The organism is Bradyrhizobium sp. BR14999, from assembly GCF_056106085.1.
The window spans coordinates 1,783,412-1,804,859 of the sequence record NZ_CM148536.1 but is presented as its reverse complement, the minus strand read 5'-3'; the positions used below and the strand labels follow the sequence as shown (position 1 = coordinate 1,804,859).

Annotated in this window: 19 protein-coding genes; 7 read left to right on the top strand and 12 right to left on the bottom strand. The window is 64.8% G+C overall.

The window, feature by feature from the left end:
* Positions 1-30 precede the first annotated feature (30 nt).
* The 5 genes from ACR9YP_RS08360 to ACR9YP_RS08340 form a co-directional block, all read right to left on the bottom strand.
* Complete coding sequence (locus ACR9YP_RS08360) at positions 31-777, bottom strand: OmpW/AlkL family protein (RefSeq protein ID WP_438103248.1); 747 nt, start codon at positions 775-777, stop codon at positions 31-33.
* Positions 778-967: 190 nt separating this feature from the next.
* Positions 968-1,237, bottom strand: coding sequence for a hypothetical protein (locus ACR9YP_RS08355; protein ID WP_130213412.1), 270 nt, complete (start codon positions 1,235-1,237; stop codon positions 968-970).
* Positions 1,238-1,478: 241 nt separating this feature from the next.
* Positions 1,479-3,389, bottom strand: a complete 1,911-nt coding sequence (locus ACR9YP_RS08350) for a propionyl-CoA synthetase (RefSeq protein WP_474219366.1) — start codon at positions 3,387-3,389, stop codon at positions 1,479-1,481.
* A gap of 336 nt (positions 3,390-3,725) precedes the next feature.
* Positions 3,726-5,108, bottom strand: a complete 1,383-nt coding sequence (locus tag ACR9YP_RS08345) for a tetratricopeptide repeat protein (RefSeq protein ID WP_474219364.1) — start codon at positions 5,106-5,108, stop codon at positions 3,726-3,728.
* Positions 5,109-5,350: 242 nt separating this feature from the next.
* Positions 5,351-6,112 (bottom strand): tetratricopeptide repeat protein, encoded by a 762-nt coding sequence (locus ACR9YP_RS08340; RefSeq protein ID WP_438103252.1) that lies wholly within the window; start codon positions 6,110-6,112, stop codon positions 5,351-5,353.
* 119 nt (positions 6,113-6,231) lie between these two features.
* Here ACR9YP_RS08340 and ACR9YP_RS08335 point away from each other — a divergent pair, with 119 nt between their 5' ends.
* Complete coding sequence (locus ACR9YP_RS08335) at positions 6,232-7,809, top strand: cation:proton antiporter (RefSeq protein WP_438103254.1); 1,578 nt, start codon at positions 6,232-6,234, stop codon at positions 7,807-7,809.
* A gap of 242 nt (positions 7,810-8,051) precedes the next feature.
* On the top strand, positions 8,052-8,822 hold the full coding sequence (locus ACR9YP_RS08330; protein WP_438103256.1) for a hypothetical protein: 771 nt from the start codon (positions 8,052-8,054) through the stop codon (positions 8,820-8,822).
* Positions 8,823-9,041: 219 nt separating this feature from the next.
* Here ACR9YP_RS08330 and ACR9YP_RS08325 read toward each other — a convergent pair whose 3' ends face one another.
* From ACR9YP_RS08325 to ACR9YP_RS08305, 5 genes are all read right to left on the bottom strand, one after another.
* Positions 9,042-9,848 carry an SDR family NAD(P)-dependent oxidoreductase gene (locus ACR9YP_RS08325; RefSeq protein ID WP_438103258.1) on the bottom strand — a complete coding sequence of 269 codons (807 nt, stop codon included), beginning with the start codon at positions 9,846-9,848 and terminating at the stop codon, positions 9,042-9,044.
* 90 nt (positions 9,849-9,938) lie between these two features.
* Complete coding sequence (locus ACR9YP_RS08320; RefSeq protein ID WP_438103259.1) at positions 9,939-10,352, bottom strand: DUF1850 domain-containing protein; 414 nt, start codon at positions 10,350-10,352, stop codon at positions 9,939-9,941.
* The gene (locus tag ACR9YP_RS08315; RefSeq protein ID WP_438103261.1) at positions 10,313-12,427 is read right to left on the bottom strand and encodes a TRAP transporter permease; all 2,115 of its coding nucleotides are present in this window, start codon (positions 12,425-12,427) and stop codon (positions 10,313-10,315) included. The genes ACR9YP_RS08320 and ACR9YP_RS08315 overlap by 40 nt, the downstream gene beginning before the upstream one ends.
* A gap of 196 nt (positions 12,428-12,623) precedes the next feature.
* Entirely contained in the window at positions 12,624-13,571 is a 948-nt protein-coding gene (locus ACR9YP_RS08310) for a TAXI family TRAP transporter solute-binding subunit (RefSeq protein ID WP_091895128.1), read from the bottom strand.
* 335 nt (positions 13,572-13,906) lie between these two features.
* Positions 13,907-14,386, bottom strand: a complete 480-nt coding sequence (locus ACR9YP_RS08305) for a hypothetical protein (protein ID WP_091895130.1) — start codon at positions 14,384-14,386, stop codon at positions 13,907-13,909.
* A gap of 194 nt (positions 14,387-14,580) precedes the next feature.
* Here ACR9YP_RS08305 and ACR9YP_RS08300 point away from each other — a divergent pair, with 194 nt between their 5' ends.
* Positions 14,581-14,898: a hypothetical protein gene (locus tag ACR9YP_RS08300; RefSeq protein ID WP_091895202.1), complete on the top strand. Its 318-nt coding sequence runs from the start codon at positions 14,581-14,583 to the stop codon at positions 14,896-14,898.
* A 188-nt stretch (positions 14,899-15,086) separates the two neighbouring features.
* Here the strand turns inward: ACR9YP_RS08300 and ACR9YP_RS08295 are convergent, their stop codons facing one another.
* A complete protein-coding gene (locus ACR9YP_RS08295; protein ID WP_474219361.1) occupies positions 15,087-16,304 on the bottom strand; it encodes a hypothetical protein in 1,218 nt (405 codons plus the stop codon).
* A gap of 56 nt (positions 16,305-16,360) precedes the next feature.
* Positions 16,361-16,990, bottom strand: coding sequence for an NUDIX hydrolase (locus ACR9YP_RS08290; RefSeq protein WP_438110429.1), 630 nt, complete (start codon positions 16,988-16,990; stop codon positions 16,361-16,363).
* 67 nt (positions 16,991-17,057) lie between these two features.
* On the opposite strand from ACR9YP_RS08290, the gene ACR9YP_RS08285 reads away from it, so the two are divergent.
* The 4 genes from ACR9YP_RS08285 (at position 17,058) to ACR9YP_RS08270 (ending at position 21,429) form a co-directional block, all read left to right on the top strand.
* Positions 17,058-17,483 carry a PaaI family thioesterase gene (locus ACR9YP_RS08285; protein ID WP_438110431.1) on the top strand — a complete coding sequence of 142 codons (426 nt, stop codon included), beginning with the start codon at positions 17,058-17,060 and terminating at the stop codon, positions 17,481-17,483.
* A 166-nt stretch (positions 17,484-17,649) separates the two neighbouring features.
* Positions 17,650-18,807, top strand: a complete 1,158-nt coding sequence (locus ACR9YP_RS08280) for an IS4 family transposase (protein WP_438103250.1) — start codon at positions 17,650-17,652, stop codon at positions 18,805-18,807.
* 270 nt (positions 18,808-19,077) lie between these two features.
* A complete protein-coding gene (locus ACR9YP_RS08275) occupies positions 19,078-20,100 on the top strand; it encodes an aldo/keto reductase (protein ID WP_474219360.1) in 1,023 nt (340 codons plus the stop codon).
* 15 nt (positions 20,101-20,115) lie between these two features.
* Entirely contained in the window at positions 20,116-21,429 is a 1,314-nt protein-coding gene (locus ACR9YP_RS08270; protein ID WP_438103267.1) for a tetratricopeptide repeat protein, read from the top strand.
* Positions 21,430-21,448: the final 19 nt, after the last annotated feature.

Sequence of the window (21,448 nt, the reverse complement as noted above, 5' to 3'; positions counted from 1 at the left end):
CGGGGCCCGACCCGGCGCCGCGAAACGCCGTCAGAACTTGTAGGTGACGCCCGCGCCAACCAGCCACGGGTCGATATGCGCAGTGCCGGTGACGGGCAGGCCAGAGACGGTCGCCGAGTAGTCCGGCCGCAGCCAGAGCTTCTTCACGTCGACGTTGAGACCCCAGTGCCGGTCGAGCATGTAGTCGAAGCCGAACTGCACGGCCCCACCCCAGGCATTGCTGACGTGCAGGCTCGTGGTGGTGGCGACGATCGCGGGCGGCCCGACGATCGCGGCCGGCGTGTTGGCGGCCGAATTGTTGAAGAACACGGTGTAGTTCACACCGGCGCCGATATACGGCTTGAACGCGCCGAAATTGTCGAAGTGATATTGCAGCGTCAGCGTCGGCGGCAGCAGGGTGGTCTTGCCGATCGGCAGGTTCGCGAGCGAGCCGGTGCCGCTGATCGAATGCCTGGTCACGCCGAGGATCAGCTCGGCCGCGATGTTCCTGGTGAAGAAATAGCTGATATCGAGCTCGGGCACGACCTGGTCGCTGATCGAGAGGCCCGAATTCGGCGACGACAGCGACGGCACGCCCGCAACGTTGACAGTGCTGCCGCCGGCATCCGGCAACACGCCAAGCACGCGCAGGCGCACCATCCAGGGATTGAAGCTTTCCACCTGTGGCGGCGCCTTCTTGTACACCGGCAGATCGGCGGCCTGCACTGAGGCAGAAGTCGCCGCGAGCATCGCGCCAATCGCTGCGAGCCGTGCCAAGTTTCTTATCGTTCCGTCCATCTTCATTCCCCTTCAGCATCTCTCGCGCGTCGTTGCGCGATATGAGCGTCAGAGCAGAAAGGAGATGATGAAGGATTTGACGCCGATCAAATCAGGACAGGCCGCCTGCGATTTGGTCGCGGCGTGGCAGATGTGTCACGGGAAACGTGAGTGAGGCAAACGGCGCGGCATGATAATTCCGCGCCAGCGTTCACGGCCGTTCCGGATGGTTCAGCATGTATTCGCCGAGATCGCGCTGACGGCGGTCGGCGCGCGCGGTGGCCGCATTGCGCTGGACGTCGCGGTCCTTGCGGCAGGCGACGTATTCCGGCGAGCCCTGCGCATAGCCGCGGCTCTGACAGACCGCGTCGTCGTCGTCGCCGCCCACCGCCACCGGCGTCTGGTAACGCGCAGAGCAGGCGGAGAGAGCGATGGCGAGAGTGACGGCTGCAAGCAGACGCGACGTGGCGGCGAGTGGCATACGAGGTCCCCTATTGGCCGGCACTGTTTAGCGCGGAATGCGGAGAATGTAAGTCCTTGGATACCGTCCCTCTCGCTGTCATTCCCCGCGGAGGCGGGGAATCCACTACGCCGCGGCGGTCATTGGGTCACACAACTGCCGCCGCGGAGTACTGGATCGCCCGCCTGCGCGGGCGATGACAGCGGAAGGTGGAGAGGGCGGCATTGCGCCTCACAGGCAGAACGACCGGCGCAAATCTCTCTCACACCCTCCCCTTCAGCGCCGCGCCGATCTCGTCGAGCACCTTGGGGTCCTCGATCGTCGCCGGCATGGTCCAGGCCTCGCCGTCCGCGATCTTCTTGATGGTGCCGCGCAGGATCTTTCCGGAGCGCGTCTTGGGCAGGCGGCCGACGGTGACCGCGAGCTTGAAGGCGGCGACCGGGCCGAGCTTGTCGCGCACCAGCGCGATGATCTCCTTCTCGATCTCGGCGGGCGCACGCGTCACGCCCGCTTTCAGCACCAGGAAGCCGCAGGGCACCTCGCCCTTGATCGCGTCCTTGACGCCGAGCACCGCGCATTCGGCCACATCCGGATGCGAGGCCAGGATCTCCTCCATGCCGCCGGTAGAGAGGCGATGACCGGCGACGTTGATGATGTCGTCGGTGCGGCCCATGACGAAGACATAGCCGTCCTCGTCCTTGTAGCCGGCGTCCGAGGTTTTGTAATAGCCGGGAAATTCGCTCAAGTAAGATTCCTTGAAGCGCTCGTCCTGATTCCACAGCGTCGGCAGGCAGCCCGGCGGCATCGGCAGCTTGATGACGATCGAGCCCATGGTGTTGGGGCCCACTGGCTTTGCCGCTTCATCGACGACATCGACCTGGTAGCCTGGCATCGGCACCGTCGGCGAGCCGTGCTTCACCGGCAGCATGCCGAGGCCGACCGGATTGCCGGCGATGCACCAGCCGGTCTCGGTCTGCCACCAATGGTCGATCACCGGCACTTTCAGCTGCTGCTCCGCCCATTCCACCGTCGGCGGATCGGCGCGCTCGCCGGCGAGGAACAGCGTGCGGAATTTCGAAAGGTCATATTGCCGGATGAATTTTCCTTCGGGATCCTCCTTGCGGATCGCGCGGAACGCGGTCGGTGCCGTGAAGAAGGCGACCGCCTTGTGCTCGCTGATGACGCGCCAGAACGCGCCGGCATCGGGCGTGCCGACCGGCTTGCCCTCATACATGATCGTGGTCGCGCCATGGATCAGCGGACCGTAAACGATGTAGCTGTGGCCGACCACCCAGCCGATGTCCGAGCCGCACCACCAGACCTCGCCCGGCTTGACCCCATAGAGATTGAACATCGACCAATTCACCGCGACGAGGTGCCCGCCATTGTCGCGCACCACGCCCTTGGGGATGCCTGTGGTGCCTGACGTATAGAGGATGTACAGCGGATCGGTGGCCGCGACCGGCACACAAGGAGCTTTCTTGCCGTCGTTCATCGCCTTGCGGCGCAGGCTCGCCCAATCATAGTCACGGCCGGGCGTGAGGTCGCAGGTGTGCTGCGGACGTTGCAGCACGATGCAGGCCTTCGGCTTCGTGCTCGCGAGCTTGATCGCCTCGTCGAGCAGCGGCTTATACTGCACGATGCGGCCGGGCTCGATGCCGCAGCTCGCGGAGAGAATGAGTTTCGGCTGGGCGTCGTCGATGCGGGTGGCGAGCTCCTTGGCGGCAAAGCCGCCGAACACCACGGAATGCACCGCGCCGATGCGCGCGCAGGCGAGCATTGCGACCACCGCCTCCGGCACCATCGGCATATAGAGGATGACGCGTTCGCCCTTGGCGACACCAAAATCCCGCATGATCGCGGCAAGCGCCTGCACCTCGCTCAAGAGCTCGGCGTAGGTGAATTTGGTGACGCTGGCCGTCAGCGGCGAATCATGGATCAGCGCGACCTGGTCGGCGCGGCCGCGTTCGACATGACGGTCGAGCGCATTGTAGCAGGTGTTGACCACGCCGCCGGCGAACCAGCGGCCGTAGGTTCCTTGCGTGGAATCGAAGATGGCCTTCGGCGGCTCGATCCAGTCGATCTCCTTGGCCGCCTCGGCCCAGAAGCCCTCAGGGTCCGCCAGCGAGCGCGCATGGACCTCGTGATAGAGACTCTTGCCCTGGATGTTCATTCCCGCGCTCCCGTTCCCTTTCTGGCCTGGCCCTGACCCTTGTGGCAGGACGAGCGCCCCGCCATGACCAGGATCAAGTACCGGCCTTGTTTGAGGCTATTTTCCCGGGAACGGGCCGCGGTTCAAGCCGAAAAGGATGGGCCTTTTGGAGGAGGCACGCTGCCGGCCGCGCGGGCGGTGCGCCCCCTCTCCCCGTTCTTACGGGGAGAGGGTTGGGGTGAGGGGCTGCATCCGCAAAGACGAAATGAGTTCGCGGAGAGTCCCCCTCACCCGGAATCCGCGCTTTCAGCGCGCATTCCGGCCTCTCCCCGCAGGCGGGGAGAGGCGAGAACCCGACTACCCCTCCATCGCATTCAGCTTCTGCAATCTCTCCTGCATGACCTTTTTCAGATCATAGCCCGGGCGACGGAAGCTCGCATCGCGCGTGACGAGGAAATCGCGCTGGGACTTGCGCAGGCCATCCGCCGAGCGCTTGCTCGCGGATTTCAGCACCCGCTCGTAGGCCTCGGCGATCTGGCGGTCGAGCACGCCGAGCTGCGGATCGGCGCAGATCACCTTCTCGACCTCGCGCTTGGCGGAGGCGCAGTCGAACGACGGTTCGCTGGGGGCGGCGTTCAGCACACTGCGCGGCTCGCCGCCGAATTTTGCGATCTCGGCGATCATCGCGCGGCGGCCGTTGAGCGCGTTCTCATTGGCGGGATCGAGCCGCAACGCCGCCTCGTAGTCGGCCAGCGCCTTCTTGCGCTCGCCCATCTTCTTGTAGAGCACGGCGCGGTTGTTATAGGTCTTGGCAAAATTCGGATCGAGTTTCAGCGCGTCGTTGTAGTCCGACAGCGCAGCACCGAGCTCGCCCTTGAACTGGTAGGAGTCGCCGCGGTTGGTCAGGAAGTTCACCCGCTGCTCGAGACGGATCGCCTGATCGTAATCGGCGATCGCCTTGTCGTACTCCTTCATCGCGGCATAGGTGAGACCGCGGTTGTCGAAATACTCCGGCACCTTTGGATCGAGCCGGATCGCCTCACTGTCGTCTGCGATCGCCTTGTCGAGCTCGCCGAGCTTCTTGTAGGCGGCGCCGCGGTTGGTGTAACTGCGCGCCCGGCTCGGATCGAGGCGCAGCGCCTCGCTGAGGTCAGCGACGGCCTTGTCGTAGTCGCCGCGCAGATAGAAGGTCGCGCCGCGGTCGGACCAGGCCTGGGCGAAATCCACCTTCAGCTTGATGGCCTGATCGTAGTCTGCAATGGCGCGGTCGAAACGATGCTGGTTAGTGTAGACGACGCCGCGCAGCTCGTAAGCCTCCGGACCCTGCGAATCGAGCTCGATCGCCTTGGTCAGATCCGCCGCGGCCCGATTGAGGTCGCCGCCGGCCTCGCGCAAGAGGTTGCCGCGCACGCGCCAGGCCTTTGCGTTCTTGCCGTCGAGCGCGATGGCGCGGTCCAGATCGCGCAGCGCCTGCGACTGGCCTCCGGAGGTTCGCGCATTGGCTTCGGCGCGAGCGACGAGCGCCATGGAGCGTTCAGACGCCGGATTTGCGCTCTGGTCGATGATGGCGCTGCACGCGGAGATCAGGTCCGCAGGAGCAGCCTTGCTGCCTAGCACGCAATCGGTTTCGGCGGCGGCTGGAGCGACGAGGGCAAGGCTCATTGCCGCGCCGAGGAAGAACGCGCGCAGCGAGATTTTGGCAAACGAGGGCATTTGCGCGGAAAAAGGCGTGCCGCACATGGCATAGGGCTCCGTGACGTCGGGTTCTCACCGTTGTCGCGGCTGGCAAGGGATGGGTTCAATGAGGGCCGTCAGGGGAGCACTGGCGCTTCTCTCCCTCGCCCCGCTTGCGGGGAGAGGGTGGGGTGAGGGGGAGCTTCCGCGGGGAAGCTAGCAGTGAGATTCGCGGAGAGTCCCCCTCACCCGGAATCCGCGCTTCGCGCGCATTTCGGCCTCTCCCCGCACGCGGGGAGAGGAAGGGCTCAATATCCGTCCACCCCGTTCAACCGCTGCAACCGCTCCTGCATCGCCTTCTTCAGTTCGTACCCAGGCCGGCCGTACCCGGCATTTCGGCGGGCAATGAAGTCGTCCTGCTCGCGTTGGAGCGCCTTGGCCTCGCCCGCATTGCGCGCCTCGCGGATCGCGCGGGCATTTGATGCAAAAATCTCCCGGTCGAGATCGGCGAGCTCGCGATTGCCGCAGATCGCCCTTTCCACCGCACGGCGCGCTCGCGCGCAATTGAAGCTGGGCTTGCCGGCGACCGCCATCTGCGCCCCGATCCGCTCGAGCTCGCGCGCCATCGCCTTGTGATTGGCCTTGGCCTTCTCGTGGTTGGGATCGATTCTGAGCGCCGCGCCGAAATCCTGCACCGCCTTGGGCTTGTCGCCCTTCTTCAGCCAGAGCTCACCGCGCGCGTTGAAGATGTCCGCGAGGGCGGGATCGAGCAGGAGTGCACGGCTGTCGTCGGCGATCGCGCGGTCGACCTGGTCGTGCCGCGCATAAAGCGCGCCGCGCGCGATCAGCGCCTTGATCAAATCTTCCTTCGCCGTCTTCTCATTGTCGATCACGGCCGCGCAGGCCGTGACGGCCTTGTCCATCTCGTCGGCCGCGGTCGCCGCGAGGCATGGCGCGACGTCGACCTGCGGCACCGCGACCGGCTCGCCGCCCGTCGCGGCATGGGCTGCGGCGAGCGAGAGCGCGCAGAGCAGCCCGGCGCCTGACAGTTGAATGAGAAAAGAACGCATGCTCGCTGCAGTCGGAAAGTCTTGCCTTCAGCCTTATCGTCAGCCTTGTGGTCGGCCTCACCTTCAATCTTGCCTTGCCGCCCCACTATCCATCATTACGGCCGGATTGGTGCTAGCTTGTGGCGTCGCTCAAATCGGTTTCGGGGATCATCGTGTCGACATTCGAATGGATCATCGTGCTTCTGCTGGGCGCTGTTGGCTTATCGGCGCTGGCGCGGCGGATCAAGGTCCCCTACCCGACCTTCCTCGCCATCGGCGGCGCGCTGATCGCCTTCGTGCCGTCGAGCCCGTCCTGGACGCTGGAGCCGGACCTGGCTTTGGCGCTTTTTGTCGCACCGGTCCTGCTCGATGCCGCGTTCGACACCTCGCTGCGCGATCTGCGCAACAATTGGGTTCCGGTCTCGACCCTGGTCGTCGCCGCGGTCGGCCTCACCACGGTTGGTGTGGCCTATGTCGCGCACCGGCTCATGCCCGACATGCCCTGGGCCGCTGCGGTCGCGCTTGGAGCCATCGTGGCGCCGCCGGATGCCGCAGCCGCGGTCGCGATCCTGAGCCAGGTGAAGCTGCCCCACCGCATGGTCAAGGTCCTGGAGGGCGAGAGCCTGCTCAACGACGCGACCGCGCTCCTGATCTATCGCATCGCGGTCGGCGCGATCGCCACCGAGCACCTGACGTGGAGCCAGGTCGCACCGACCATGGCACTGGCGCTGGTCGGCAGCGTCATCGCCGGCCTGCTCGCAGGGCGCATCATTCCGCTGTTCATGGAGCGGGTGACGGAGGCGCCGAGTGCCATCATCGTGCAGTTCGCCACCACCTTCCTGGTCTGGATCGCCGCCGAGCATCTCGGCCTCTCCGGCATCCTTACCATCGTGGTCTACGCCATCACGGTCGCGCGCACGGCGCCGGCGCGCATCCCGGCGCGGCTGCGGGTGCCATCCTATGCGGTCTGGGAGACGACGGTGTTCGTGCTCAACGTGCTCGCCTTCATGCTGATCGGCATGCAGATGCGGCCGATCTGGACGCGGCTCGATGCCGACGTGCGTTGGGAATATTGCGTCGCCGCCGCCTGGATCCTGCTCACCGTGGTCCTGGTCCGGCTGTTATGGGTGACGTTCTACCGCACGACGCTGCGCGTGCTGGTCGCCCGCGGCATCTATCATCCGAAGGATCCAAAACAGGTCGCCTCGGCCAAGGGCGGTCTCATCATCTCCTGGTGCGGCATGCGCGGCCTCGTTACGCTCGCCACCGCCTTCGCCCTGCCGGAGAACTTTCCTTACCGCGACTTCATCGTCTTCATCGCCTTTGCAGTGGTGCTGGGATCGCTGGTGATCCAGGGCCTGACGCTGCGGCCGCTGATCCTGGCCTTCGGCCTCAAGGACGACGATCCGGTCGGCACCGAAGTCGCGCGCGGGCGCGCCATCGCCTATCGCGCCGCGCTCGACGCCATCGAGAGCGATCCATCGGAGGAAGCGGAGATCCTCAGGCTCGAATATAGCGCCATCCTGATGCAGGCCGAGACCGATCCGAACGGCGGCATCGCCAATGGCGAGCTGCCCGCCGATCCCCTGCGCCGCCGCGCCATCGAAGCCGCGCGCAAATCCATCTTCGATCTGCGCGCCACCGAGGTGATCGGCGACGACGCCTTCCACAAACTCGAGGAAGAGCTCGATCGCGCCGAATTGAGCGCGGGGGGATAGGCCAAATCGGCCGTCGTCCCGGACAAGCGAAGCTCCAGACAACGCGCAGCGTTGACGGGAGCGGAGCGCCGATCCGGGACCCATAACCACAGGATGTGGTTTGACGAAGACTCGGAGTTACCAGCTCGTGCGGTAACTCAACCCTGTGGTTATGGGCCCGGATCTGCGCGCGCTTGAGGGCGCGCTTGTCCGGGACGACAGCGGGGATTGAACCAAACCGCTCCTCCCCAGACTCATTCCAGATGACGACCCTGATCGACGACCGTCGTGTCCGCGCGCGAGATGCGTCGCCTGCACGATATTTTTATCTCCACATGGCGCTTGCTTGCGCCGCCACCGCGTTTCTGGGCTTTGCACCGACCTATTGGGTGCCACTCGCCAACCGAACGTTCTCTGCAAGCCCCGTGATTCATTTTCACGGACTGTTGTTCTTCACCTGGTCGCTCTATTTCGTGCTTCAGACCTGGCTCGCAGCGTCCGGCCGCGTGGTCAACCACCGCTCGCTTGGCATCGCCGGTGTGTCGCTGGCGACCGCGATGACGATCTTCGGCTTTCTCGCCTCCGTCCATGTGATGCAGCATTCCGCCGCGCTCGGGCAGAAGGAGGCCGGCATCGCATTCTCGATCGTGCCCATGAGCGGGATCGCGTTCTTCGCGATGGTGTTCGTGCTCGCGATCATGAACACGCGCAGGCCCGAGATCCACAAGCGCCTGATGCTGCTCGCTGCGGTCTCGATTCTGGATGCCGCGATCGCGCGCTGGTTCCTCACCTTCCTCGCCCCTCCCGGACCGCCGGGCCCGCCGCCGGTGCCCGTCACGATCGCGCCGGCTGTCGTCGCCTCGCTTCTGCTCGTCGTCGCCATGGTGCGCGACTGGCGCACCGAGGGCCGCGTCCACCCGGTCTACATCTACGGCACGCTCGCGCTGCTGGCGGTGAAGGTGCTGAACTGGCCGGTCAGCGAGACGGCGGCCTGGCACGCGTTCGCGGGTGGGATTCTGGCGCTGGCGCAGTAAGCAACCCAACACTCCGTGTCGTCCCGGACAAGCGCAGCCCCAGACAACGCGCAGCGTTGACTGGAGCGGAGCGCCGATCCGGGACCCATAACCACAGGCAGATGTGGTTACGATGACTCGGAGTTACCGTTTAGCAAAACAACTCCGGCCTGGGAGTATGGGTCCCGGATCGGCGCGCGCTTTGGGCGCGCTTGTCCGGGACGACGGCGGAGGTTGAGGCTACGCCCCCGCCTTGCAGGTGATCCCGCCGTCCACCACCAGCTCGATCCCCGTCACATATTTCGCCTCGTCCGACGCCAGGAATAGCGCGGCGTTGGCGACGTCGAAGGCATCGCCCATGTGGCCCATCGGCACTTGCGCGTCACGCGCGCGCCACATCGCCTCGACGTCACCCTTGGCATAGCTCGCGGCGAGGCCGGCAGAGTGCTCGACCATCGGCGTCTTCATCAGGCCCGGCAGGATCGCGTTGACCCGCACATGATGGCGCGCGAACTCGATCGCGGTGGTGCGCGTCATCTGGTTCATCGCCGCCTTCGAGGTGCCGTAGGTGACGTAGGAGATGCCCATGTGGCGGATCGAGGCGATCGAGGAGATGTTGATGATCGACCCGCCGCCCTGCTTCACCATGACGGGAATGACGTGCTTCATGGCGAAATAGGCGCTCTTGAGGTTGACGCTGAAGACGCGATCCCAGCTCTCCTCGGTCACCTCGACCACGCTGCCCATCTCGGCGATGCCGACATTGTTGTCGAGCACGTCGATGCGGCCATGGGCCTTCAGGCACGCCGCCACCATCGCCTCGATCTCGGCAGACCGCGAGACGTCGGCCGTGAACGCCGTCGCCTTGCCGCCTTCGTCATTGATGATCTTCGCGGTCTCCTCGGCGGCCGCGCCGTTGCGATCGACGCAAAACACCTGCGCGCCCTCGCGCGCAAAGGTCACCGCGGTCGCCTTGCCGTTGCCCCAGCCGGGTCCAATCGAGCCGGCGCCCACCACCATCGCAACCTTGCCCTTGAGCCGATCCATCGTGTTTCTCCTTTGTTGTCCTTGTAGCCCGGATGGAGCGCAGCGTAGTCCGGGATCACCGTCCCCGGATTGCGCTGCGCTCCATCCGGGCTACGGATCGTTGCAAATCTTCATCGTGGTGACGTTAGCACCGATCGGATGCCCCACAATCTCCGACAACGTCCGGCACTTGCCGTCATGACAGAGCTGCCACTCTCCCGCCGCGCCGGAATTTCCAAGCACGACCTCCCGCATCGGCGCGCGGTCCGGCCGCCATTGAAACCAGCCGCCAATCAGCCGCGCTTCGGACGGCGGCTCCATGCCGGGGCCGGTGCCCTTGACGCGGGCCTGTACCAATTCGAGGCCGGCGGGCGTGACCCGCCAGTCTTCCTGCCATTCGACCTTCGCGATCGAATGGGTCCAGGCCAACGTGAAGGCGGACAGCGCCAGCGCCTTCACACCGCCTGCCGTTGCGAAGCAGAGGCTCACACCGCCTCGACCGTTACAGGCGGACGCTGCCGCCATTGCCACAGCACGAGCGCCGCGGAGAGCACGAAGCCGGCGGTATCGCTGAACGGGAAATCGCCGAGCAGGCAGAACGCGGCGCCGAGCGCGACCAGCCGCTCGATCAGCGTCAGCCGCGTGAACAGGAAGCCGATCGCGACCATGCCGAACAGCGCGATCGCCACCAGCGCCTTCAAGCTCGCGAGCGCGACCGCGCCGTAGAAGCCGAGCTTGGCGGCCATGGGATCGCCGGCTTGCAGCATCAACGCCGGCGAATAGACGAAGATGAAGGGGATGACGTAGCCGGCGAGCGCGATGCGCATCGCCTCCCAGCCGATCTTGTCCGGATTCTCCTTCGCGATCGGCGCCGCCGCAAGCGCAGCCAGCGCCACCGGCGGCGAGAGGTCGGCCATGATGCCGTAGTAGAACGCGAACATGTGGCTCGCGATCAGGGGCACGCCGAGTTTCGCAAGCGCCGGCGCGGCGAGCGCGGCGGTGATGATGTAGGTCGGGATGGTCGGGATGCCGGTGCCGAGCAGGATCGACAGCAGCATGGTCATGATCAGTGCCAGAAACAGGCTCTTTTCGCCGAGGCCAATCACCCAGCCGCCGAAGATGGTGCCGACACCGGTCTGCGACATCATGCCGATGATGACGCCGACGATGGCGCAGGCCATGCCGACGGTGATGGCGGATTTGGCGCTCTCGGCGAGCGCATCGCGGCAGGCGCGCAACGCCGCAAAGCCGCCGCGCACGAAGGCGGTGATCACGATCAGCCCGACCACGACACAAGCAACCGGCACGATCTGAAGCCCATCACGCGACAGCGCGGCGACGACCAGCGCGAGGCCGATCCAGAAGATGTAGCGGATGACCGTCGCGGACACGCCGGCCGTGATGCTGGTGCCAAGGATCAGTGCCACCGTCAGCGCAAGGCCCATGCTGCCGGCATAGAGCGGCGTGAAGCCTTCGAACAGCATGTAGACGAGGGCGGCGAGCGGCAGCACGAGATACCAGCCCTTCACCAGCGCCTTCCAGGCGCTCGGGGTCTCCGAACGCTTCATGCCGGTGAGACCATGCTTGCCGGCTTCGAGGTGCACCATCCAGAAGGCGGAGGCGAAATAGAGGATCGCAGGAATCGCCGCCGCCTTGACGATCTCCGAATATTGAACGCCGAGCGTCTCGGCCATGATGAAGGCGACCGCGCCCATCACCGGCGGCATGATCTGTCCACCCATCGAGGCCGTCGCTTCGACGCCGGCGGCGAACGCGCGGCGGTAACCGAACCTGATCATCAAGGGAATCGTGAACTGGCCGACGGTGACGACGTTGGCAACGCCCGAACCGGAAATCGTGCCCATCATGCCCGAAGCGAACACCGCGACCTTGGCAGGTCCGCCACGGGTGCGGCCGAACAGACCGAGCGAGACATCGGTGAACAGCTGGATCATGCCGGCGCGCTCCAGGAAGGAGCCGAACAGGATGAACAGGAAGATGTAGGTCGCCGAGACGTAGATCGGCACGCCATAAAAACCTTCGGTGCCGAACGACAGATGCGTGACGATCTGATCGAAATCATAGCCGCGATGGTTGAGCGGCGACGGCAGGTATTGGCCGAAGAACCAGTAGACGAGACACGCGCCACACATCAGCGGCAGTGCCGCGCCCATCAGCCGCCGCGTGCCCTCGAAGATCAGCACGGCGAGCAGCGTGCCGACCACGAGATCGAGCCGCGTCGGATCGCCGTCGCGGGCGATCAGATCGGCATAGAAGATCCACTGATAGAGGCCGCAGAAGAAACCCGCGCCGCCGATCACCCATCCGAGCGCACGGCCGAAATTGCTCTTCGCCGTGAAATTCGCGATCAGGCCGAAGGTGAGCAGAACCAGGAAGCCGACATGGACGCCGCGCACCACCTGGCTCGGCAAATAGTTGAAGGCGGCGACATAGAGCTGGAAGGTCGCAAACGCGATGCCGATCCAGTAGGCGAGATGGCCCCACCAGCCCGGACCAAAGCCTTCCGGAAAGCCGTGCTCGAAATTGTCGAACTCGACCTTGATGGGCGCAGCTTCGGTGCCCTCTGTCTTTTCCAACATTTAATTCGTCCTCAGCCCCGTGCGGGCAATAATAACATCGGCACCGACGCTGCATACGTCATGGCCGGGCTTGTCCCGGCCATCCACGGCTTACGCTATCTCCAAGAACGTGGATGCCCGGGCCTTCGCCTCGCCGAAGCGGCTTCGGCCGCGCAGGCGGGACAAGCCCGGGCATGACGTCGGTGGATGAGGCTGACTACTTGATCAGCCCCTTTTCCTTGTAATAGCGGATCGCGCCGGGGTGCAGCGGAACCGGGCTGCCGGCGGCCGCAGTCTCGAGCTTGATCTCCTTGCCGGCCGCATGCGCGTTGGCGAGCTCGGGGAGCGACTCGTAGACCAGTTTTGTCATCTGATAGGCGAGATCGTCAGATACCGCGGAACTCGTGACGAGATAATTGACCACGGCAGCCGTCGGCACGTCCTTGTCCTGCCCGGTATAGGTGTTGGCTGGAATGATCGCCGAGATAAAGGGCGGGCCGATCTTGTCGACGGTCTCCTTCGGCACCGACACCACCGTGATCGGGCTCGAGGTCGACAGGTCCTTCAGCGAGGCGACACCGAGGCCGGCCGATTGCAGCGTCGCGGCAAGCTGGCGGTTCTTCATGAGATCGACGGATTCGGCGAAGGGCAGATATTCGACCTTGCCAAGATCCTTGTAGCTCATGCCGGCCGCCGCGAGGATCGCGCGCGAATTCAGCTCCGTGCCCGACTTCGGCGCCCCGACCGACAGGCTCTTGCCCTTGAGGTCGGCGAGCGTCTTGATGCCGGACTCAGTGGTCGCGACGATCTGGATGTAGTTCGGATAGATCGCGCCGATGGTCCTGAGCTTGTCGAGCTTGGTCTTGAAGCCCGCCTCCTCCTCGCCATTCCAGGCCGCTTTCAGCGAGTCACCCAGCGTGAACGCCAGTTCGCCGCGGCCCTGCTGCAGCAGGATGAGGTTCTCGACCGACGCCTTGGTGGCCTGCACCTGCGTCTTCACGTTCGGAATCTTGTCGCCGTAGATCTTCCCGATCGCGACCCCGAGCGGATAGTAGACGCCGGAGGTGCCGCCGGTCAGCACGTTGATGAAGGATTGCGCATGTGCGCAAGGCGCCGACGCCGCCAGAGCAAGAGCCGCGGCCACGCCGAAGAACGTCCGTTTCATGGTTGTTGTACTCCCCAAACCGGCGGCGAAATTGGCCGGATGAGGGCAGCGGGTCAACCCATCCAAAAGGCAAAACAGGACTGCGGTAAATGGCCGTTCCGGCTGGATTTTTGGGAACCCGGCGGTGCGGCGAGGTGGCGCAGCAGAACGAACCGAGATGAGTTTCAATCACTCGCGCGCGGCAGGCTCGCTCACCTCTCCCGCTTGCGGGAGAGGTCGCGCCGAAGGCGCGGGTGAGGGCTCTCTCTTCTAGGGGATTGTCCCGTCGTGGAAACACCCTCTCCCCAACCCTCCCCCGCAGGCGGGGGAGGGAGCACACCGTCGCCGGAAAGGACTTACTGGAACGTCATGTCCAGGCATTTGGAGATGTCGGAGCCGAGGCCGGAGGAGATGATGATGCAGCCGCGCACCTTTTGCGCGCTGACGTCGGTGGCCCAGACCGAATAGCCGCCGGGGCCGAAGAACGAGTTGGTGTTCGGCGGCTCGGTCTCGGTGGCGTCGAAATCGTATTTGCCGTCGGTCTCGAAGATGCGCGGCTTCTTGGTGCAGCCGCCGTCGGTCTGCACGTTGATGACTTCCTTGTTGTCGCGGGTCAGCGCCAGCGAGACCTGGCAGCGGAAATATTCCGAGGTCTTGGTGTTGAAGAGATAGGTGTAGGACTTGCAGGTGGCGGTGTTCAGCTTACCGGGGGCAAGGCCGCGGCTGCACGAAATGCGCTGGTTGTGGCTGAGCTGGTAGTCATCGGCCCGCGCGGCCGGCGCCAGCGCCGTCAACGACAATGCAGCAGCCCAGCAAAGTTTGATCACATGGCGCATCCGAATCATCCCCTACGCATCATTTTGTCGAGTTGCGTTCTAGACGGAAAGCGGAACATAGTCGCGAGGGGACGAAGGGAAAATCACAAACTGCTGGGCAGGACGTGATGCGCTGCGGCGCTTTCGCAAATTGACCCGGAAATGCCGTTCGTGATTTGTTCAAGCCGACACCCCAGCGACGGGGAGGATGGATGATGGCATTTTCAACGAAGACATTTGCACTTGCTTCAGCAGCACTCGTCACGATGCTCGGCGCGTTTGCCGTGCCCGCATTGGCGCAAGTCCCGGCAACGCCGTGGGAGCTCAAGCCCGACATGGGCTACGCCTATGACAGAGACGGCAAGACCTATTCCTACAAGATGGGCACCAGCAACGCCGGCGAGCTGCTCAAGGGCGCCAAGAAAGTGCCGAAGGGCACGCTGTTCTTCATCGGCCACAACGGCCAGCTCTACATGCGCACCGGTCCGTATCTCGAAGGCGACGGCAAGTTCAAGTTCGGGCCGGATCAATAGGACGCACGCTGCGCGCGCCACAGCGTCGCCAGACAGACCGTTCCGCCACACACGCGGTGTCATCACCCGCGAAAGCGGGTGATCCAGTATTCCAGAGGCCGCGATGGAATACGGAGATGCCGCAGCGTACTGGATGCCCCGGTCAAGCCGGGGCATGACAGCGGAAGATGTGGCAAGAGCGAACGCTCTTAAAACACCCCCGCCAGTTCCCTTGCGCCGGCTTTGCTGCCGTTCGAATCCATCCGATCATCCGTCACGGCCAGCAGCTTCGCCACCGTGTTGTGGCGGATCGCGACCGGGTTGCGCTCGTAGCCGCCGCGCTGGAAGAAGTTCGAGGTCGGCACCTGCTCGCGCATCGCCTGCGGCATCGTCACCATGTCGAGGCCGGTGCCGTCGCCGGTGAGGTTCATCATCTCGAGCTCGGCCGCGGTGAGCGGACGGGTATAGCCCTTGGCGCGCGCGAACAGCACCGAGGTCAGCAGCTTGTGGGTCTGGAGCATCGGACCGACGTCGACGTCGAGCACCATCGCATGCATGGCCCAGCCCTGCGCGGTATTGCCGATCTTCTCGTGCTCCGACCAGGTGTCGGGCACCGACTTCGCATGCGCGACCATTTTCTTCAGCACTGCGAGCTTGTGCTCGAGCGACTGGCGCGCCGGCCCTGAGCTGCGCGCCACCCTGTCCGAAAGCGCCCGGACGAATTCATGGCCCTGCTCAGCCAGCAGCTCGACGCTGTTGGTGGTCAGGAGCTGGTTGTAGCCCATCGCAGTCGAGATCGCGCGCTTGCCGCCATGCTCGATGCCCGCCTGCACGTCGTAACTGCCGGTGCCGCCGGTCTCGAACGAATAGACCCGCACCGCCTGCTCGCGCGTCAGCCCCGAGGCGAGCGCATAGCGCGCATAGGCGCGCTTGAACTCGACCTCACTGGTCGGGCGCTGCGGCGTGAACTGATAGAGCTCCTGCGCCGCGCGCAGGAAATCAGCGACCACCGGAATGGGTTTTCGGGGCGGACGCTCTGGCGCTTCCTCCGGCTCCGGGTTCACCGGCCGCTTCGGCCCGGTATAAAGCGGCGGATGCTCCAGCACGTAATCATCGAGGGTCACCTGCTGCCCGCTGCGCCGCTTGGCGTTGCGGGTTTTCCGCTTCTCGGAGATCCGGCTCCAATAGGCGCCCGCCTCGGCGTCGAAGGCGGCGCGCGCCGCCTGGTATTCCGCGAGCTTGCGGCGATATTCGAGCACGGCCGGCGAGGCCCCGCCTTGTGCGAAAAACTGCGACAGCAGCTGAGCATTGGCATTGCTGACGGCGGGCGGCAGCGCGTCGGCGCCACCGCCGCGCGCGGCGGGCGCGAACAGCACGAGCGCGAATGGAACCAGCGTCAGGGCGCGTCGAATCGGTGTGTGATGCATGCTGCCCTCTTAGCAGGCATCCGGTAACCGTCACGTTAACGCGCCGTTTACCATCGTCACTTCCAGGCGAACACCGGCTGTTCCAGCTCGGTGACGCGGGTGTGCCGGCCCGCCAGCACTTCGCGGAACTGGTAGATCAGCGCCGCCGTCGGCGCGTGGATCAGGCTCATCTGATGATGGAAGCGGATCACGCGGCGCGCGCTCTCGGGGATCGCGATGAAGTCGAAGGCGTCATCGCGCTCGATCGTGGCGAGCGCGATGCGATGGACAGACGCGACCTCGTCCGGGTTCGGCCTGATCGCGGCGCTCTCGGCGGCCCAGACCACGACCGGCGTGATCAGATAGCCGGAGCGTGTCGGATAGTCGTCGAGCGTGCCGAGCACGTCGGCGCCGGTGAGGCGAAGCCCAAGCTCCTCGTCGAGCTCGCGCAGCGCCGCCTCGATCGGCGTCTCGTCGGCGTCGCAGCGTCCGCCCGGCAAGGCCCATTGGCCGCGATGGGCGCGCAAGTGCGATGCGCGCAGCGTGAGCAGCAGCGCAGTGTCGTCGCCCTCGCCTGCTGCGGTCAGCGCAACCGCCACCGCGGCACGCTTCAATGCCGGCTGCGCTTCTTCCTCAGGCAGCCGCGCAAAGGCCGCGCAGGCATCCGCGATATTCCGCCGTGTGGCATCGTCGAACGGTCTCATGATGCTTGACTACACCACGTCCGGCCTCGATGAAATGAGATCGAAGGTCCGCACCGGAATGGACGACGACATGACCAACAAGGCCGCCGCAAGGCTGAAATCAGACGGCTGGACCATCCTCGAGACCACGGGCTTCATGCACCTGATCGGCCCGTTGTGGGAGCGCAAGATCGACGGCCATTACGAGTTCGCCCTCGCCACCGAAGACAAGCACCACAACCGCCGCGGCATGGTCCAGGGCGGCGTGATGATGACCTTCGCCGACCGCACCTGCGGCATGACCGCCCGCTACCTCTCCGGCAAGGAGTTCATGGCGACGGTGCAGCTCGACACCCATTTCGTCGAGGCCGGCCAGATCGGCGACATCCTGATCTCCCGCCCGCGCGCCGTGCGTTCGACCCGCAGCCTCATCTTCATGAGCACCGAGGTGACGGTGGATGATCGCTGCATCGTGATGGCCAATGGCGTGTTCAAGATCTTGAAGGGGCCGGGGTAAAGCGCGTCTCGTCGGACCGCCGCTGCGCACCACACCCACCGCTGTCATTCCCCGCGAAGGCGCAGGGCTGTCCGGGGAATGATTCACTGTGTCGCGGAGCATGCCCGGGTTTTCCCGGCTTGAAGCAGGTACTTTCTGGTTGTCGAGACTCAGAAAGGGGCCGGGCATGCGGTTTAGCGATAGCATTTTTGGAAGGCTGCTTGAACCGATCAATCGGCGGCAGTTTCAGACGACTGTGGATCGTTTGGATGGCGATGCCTACGACAAGACGTTCGACAGCTGGGATCATCTTGTCGCATTGATATTCTCCCAGCTCAGTGGCGTCGACAGCTTGCGTGCCCTTGAGGCGATCTGGAACGCCAATTCGCATCATCACTACCATCTTGGTGTCGGCAAATTGGCGCGCTCGACGCTTGCGGATGCCAATGCCCGACGGCCGGTCAGTATCTTCGCAGAAGTCTTTGAGCGATTGTCTGGGCATGCCGACCGAGCGCTGAAGCGGGAGGGTGCCGAGATGCTGCGGCTGATCGATGCGACGCCGGTGCCGCTGGATCAACTCAGCACCTGGGCCGGTTGGAACGGACGTACCCGTGGTCTCAAGCTTCACGTGGTTTACGATCCCGGCTCGGATCATCCGCGCCGTCTGGCGATCACGCCGTCGACGGTCAATGACGTCACACCAGCCCAGCAATTCCCGATCGAGGCCGGCGCCACCTATGTGTTCGACAAGGCCTATTGCAGTTATGCCTGGTGGACACGGCTTCACGACGCGGGCGCCTGCTTCGTCACCCGCCAGAAGAAGAATCTGCGCTTCAGAGCTACACGCTGGCGGAAGCTGCGGAAACAAAAGGGGAAGGGCTTTAAAATCATCGACGATGCTGAGGTAAAGCTCCTCAGCAGCTCCAAACTTGCTGTTCCGATGCGCCGCATACGCCTCAAACGCGATGACGGTACAAAACTGACCCTCATCACCAACGATCTGAAGCGTTCGGCCATCGAAATCGCTGCGCTTTACAAAACACGCTGGCAGATCGAGCTGTTGTTCCGCTGGATCAAGCAGCACCTCAAGCTTCGCAAATTTCTCGGCCGCTCCGAGAACGCGGTCCGTCTGCAAATCCTCGCCGCCATGATCGCCTATCTGCTGCTGCGGATCGCCGCACGCGAAAGTCGTCTAATCATGCCGGCTATCCGCTTCGCAGGTCTTGTCGCCGCGTCGCTGTTCGCACGAAAACCAATCGCCGACATCGACCGACCTCCCAAGGTGAACCCATCCGCTGCCCGCGACAGAAGCTCCCCCGACCAGATCAGCTTCTGTTATGCATAGAATTCCCCGGACAGCCCTGCGCGAAGGCGGGGAATCCAGTACGCCGCGGCGTCTCGATCAATTGCAGGCGTCTCGGAGTACTGGATCGCCCGCCTTCGCGGGCGATGACACCGATTGTGAGGCATGAGCGTACCCCACACCGTCATTGCGAGCGCAGCGAAGCAATCCAGCATGTTTCCGCGGACGCAGCTCTGGATTGCTTCGCTGCGCTCGCAATGACTGACGTAGCTGGCTATGCTGGCACCAACGCAAGCGTTGAGGAAGCAGCCCATGCAATACCGCCAGCTCGGCCGCAGCGGCCTGAAAGTGTCGCCGATCTGTTTGGGCACCATGATGTTCGGCGGGCCGACGGATGAAGCCGCGTCCAAGCAGATCATCGCGAAAGCGTTCGATGCCGGGATCAACTTCATCGACACGGCGGACGCCTATTCGAAGGGCGCGTCCGAAGAGGTCGTGGGCCGCGCCATTGCCGGCAATCGTCACGCCTGGGTGCTCGCCACGAAGCTCGCTAACCCCATGAACAACGAAATGGGCGACGATCCCAATCGCGGCGGCCTGTCGCGGCGCTGGGTGCTGCAGGCCGCCGACGAAAGCTTGACGCGGCTCGGCACCGACCACATCGACATTTACTATCTGCACAAGGAAGACCATGCGACCCCGCTGGAGGAGACGGTACGCGCGATGGGCGACCTGATCCGCGCGGGCAAGGTGCGCTATTTCGGCGTCTCGAACTACCGCGCCTGGCGCGTCGCCGAGATCTGCAACATCTGCGACCGGCTTGGCATCGACCGGCCCGCGGTGAGCCAGCCCTATTACAACGCGATGAACCGCATGCCCGAGGTCGAGCACTTCCCGGCCTGCGCCTATTACGGCCTCGGCATCGTGCCCTACAGCCCGCTCGCGCGTGGCGTCCTCACCGGCAAGTACAAGCCCGATGCTACGCCAGACAAGGAGACGCGCGCGGGCCGCAACGACACCCGCATGATGCAGACCGAATGGCGGCCGGAATCGCTCCAGCTCGCGCAGGAGATCAAGGCCCATGCCGAGAAGAGGGGCATCACCGCCGGCCAGTTCGCGGTCGCCTGGGTGCTGAACTCCGCCTTCGTAACCTCCATCATCGCCGGTCCCCGCACCGAGCAGCAATGGGACGACTACATCCGCGCACTGGACTATCGCTTCACCGCGGAGGACGAGGCGCTGATCGACCGGCTGGTCGTGCCGGGCCATCCCTCGACGCCGGGCTACAACGATCCGGCCTATCCGATCGAAGGACGCCGCGCGCGGACGGCTTGAACTCCGGAGACGACCATGGCGCTTGAAGACCGCTACGGCCTGCCACTCTCCGCCACATCCGATGCGGCAGCATCCGCCTATCGCGAGGGTGTCGACCTCATGCTCGCGGGGTGGACCGGCACGGCGGAGGCGCTGGAGCGCGCGATTGCGGCCGACCCGGATTTTGCGCTGGCCCATATCGCCCGCGCCCGCGTGCATGCCTTCTATCAGCAGGGCGATCTCGCGCGCAGCAAGGCGGCGGTCGCGCGCGAACTCGTTGCGAAGCGCGGCACGGAGCGCGAGCGCTCCCATGTCGAGACGCTGGCGCTGGCGATCGAGGGTCGGCTGCCCGAGGCGATCGCAACGATGCGCAAGCACATCGAGACATGGCCGCGCGATGCATTGGTGCTGTCGCTGCCACTCGGCGCGTTCGGTCTGTTCGCATTCTCCGGCATGGCCGATCACGACCGCGCCCGGCATGAGTTCTGCGAGCGCGTCGCGCAGCACTATGGCGAGGATTGGTGGTTCCTCACCATGTATGGCTGGGCGATGACGGAGAACGGCGATGTCGCGCATGGCCGCAGCGTCACCGAGCGCGGCTTCAATCTGCGCCGCGCCAATGCCCATGCCGCGCATGCCATGCTGCATGCGATGTTCGAGGACGGCTCGATCGAAGACGCCGATCGTCTCGTCGACGACTGGATCCCCGCTTACGACCGCGCCGGAATTTTGCACGGCCACATCCGCTGGCACCAGGCCCTCGGCGCGCTCGAGCACGGCGATGCAGCGCGGGCGCTGTCGATCTATGCCGACGTGCTTCAGCCGTCAGTCGCGCAGGCGCCTCCGCTCAACGCCGTCACCGACGGCGCCTCGCTGCTGTGGCGCCTGTCGGCCTACGGCCATGCCGTGCCCGAGGCGCTCTGGCGCGATGCCGACGCCGCCGCGCAAAAACTATTCCCGAAATCCGGCCTGCCGTTCGCCGACGTCCACATGGCGCTGTTCGCCGCCGCAACGCAGAACCGCGAGGCGCTTGCCGCGCGCCTTGCGGTGATCGAGCAGCGGCTCGCGGACGGCAAGCTGCCGGCCGGCCCGGTGGTGCCCGCAATCTGTCGCGCGCTTCTAGCCTTTGCAAACGAGGATTACAGGGCCTGCGTGCAAACGCTCGCGCCGGTTCTCACTGACGTCGTGCGCATCGGCGGCAGTCACGCCCAGCGCGAATTGATCGAGGATACCTACGTCGTCGCCCTCATGCGCAGCGGAGAGCTGCCGCGTGCCCGCGCCCTGCTTGAGGCTCGCCTGCACCGCCGCCCGTCCCTGCGCGATAGGCGCTGGCAGGCGGCGATGGGCTAGCCCTGCCACGAAAAAAACA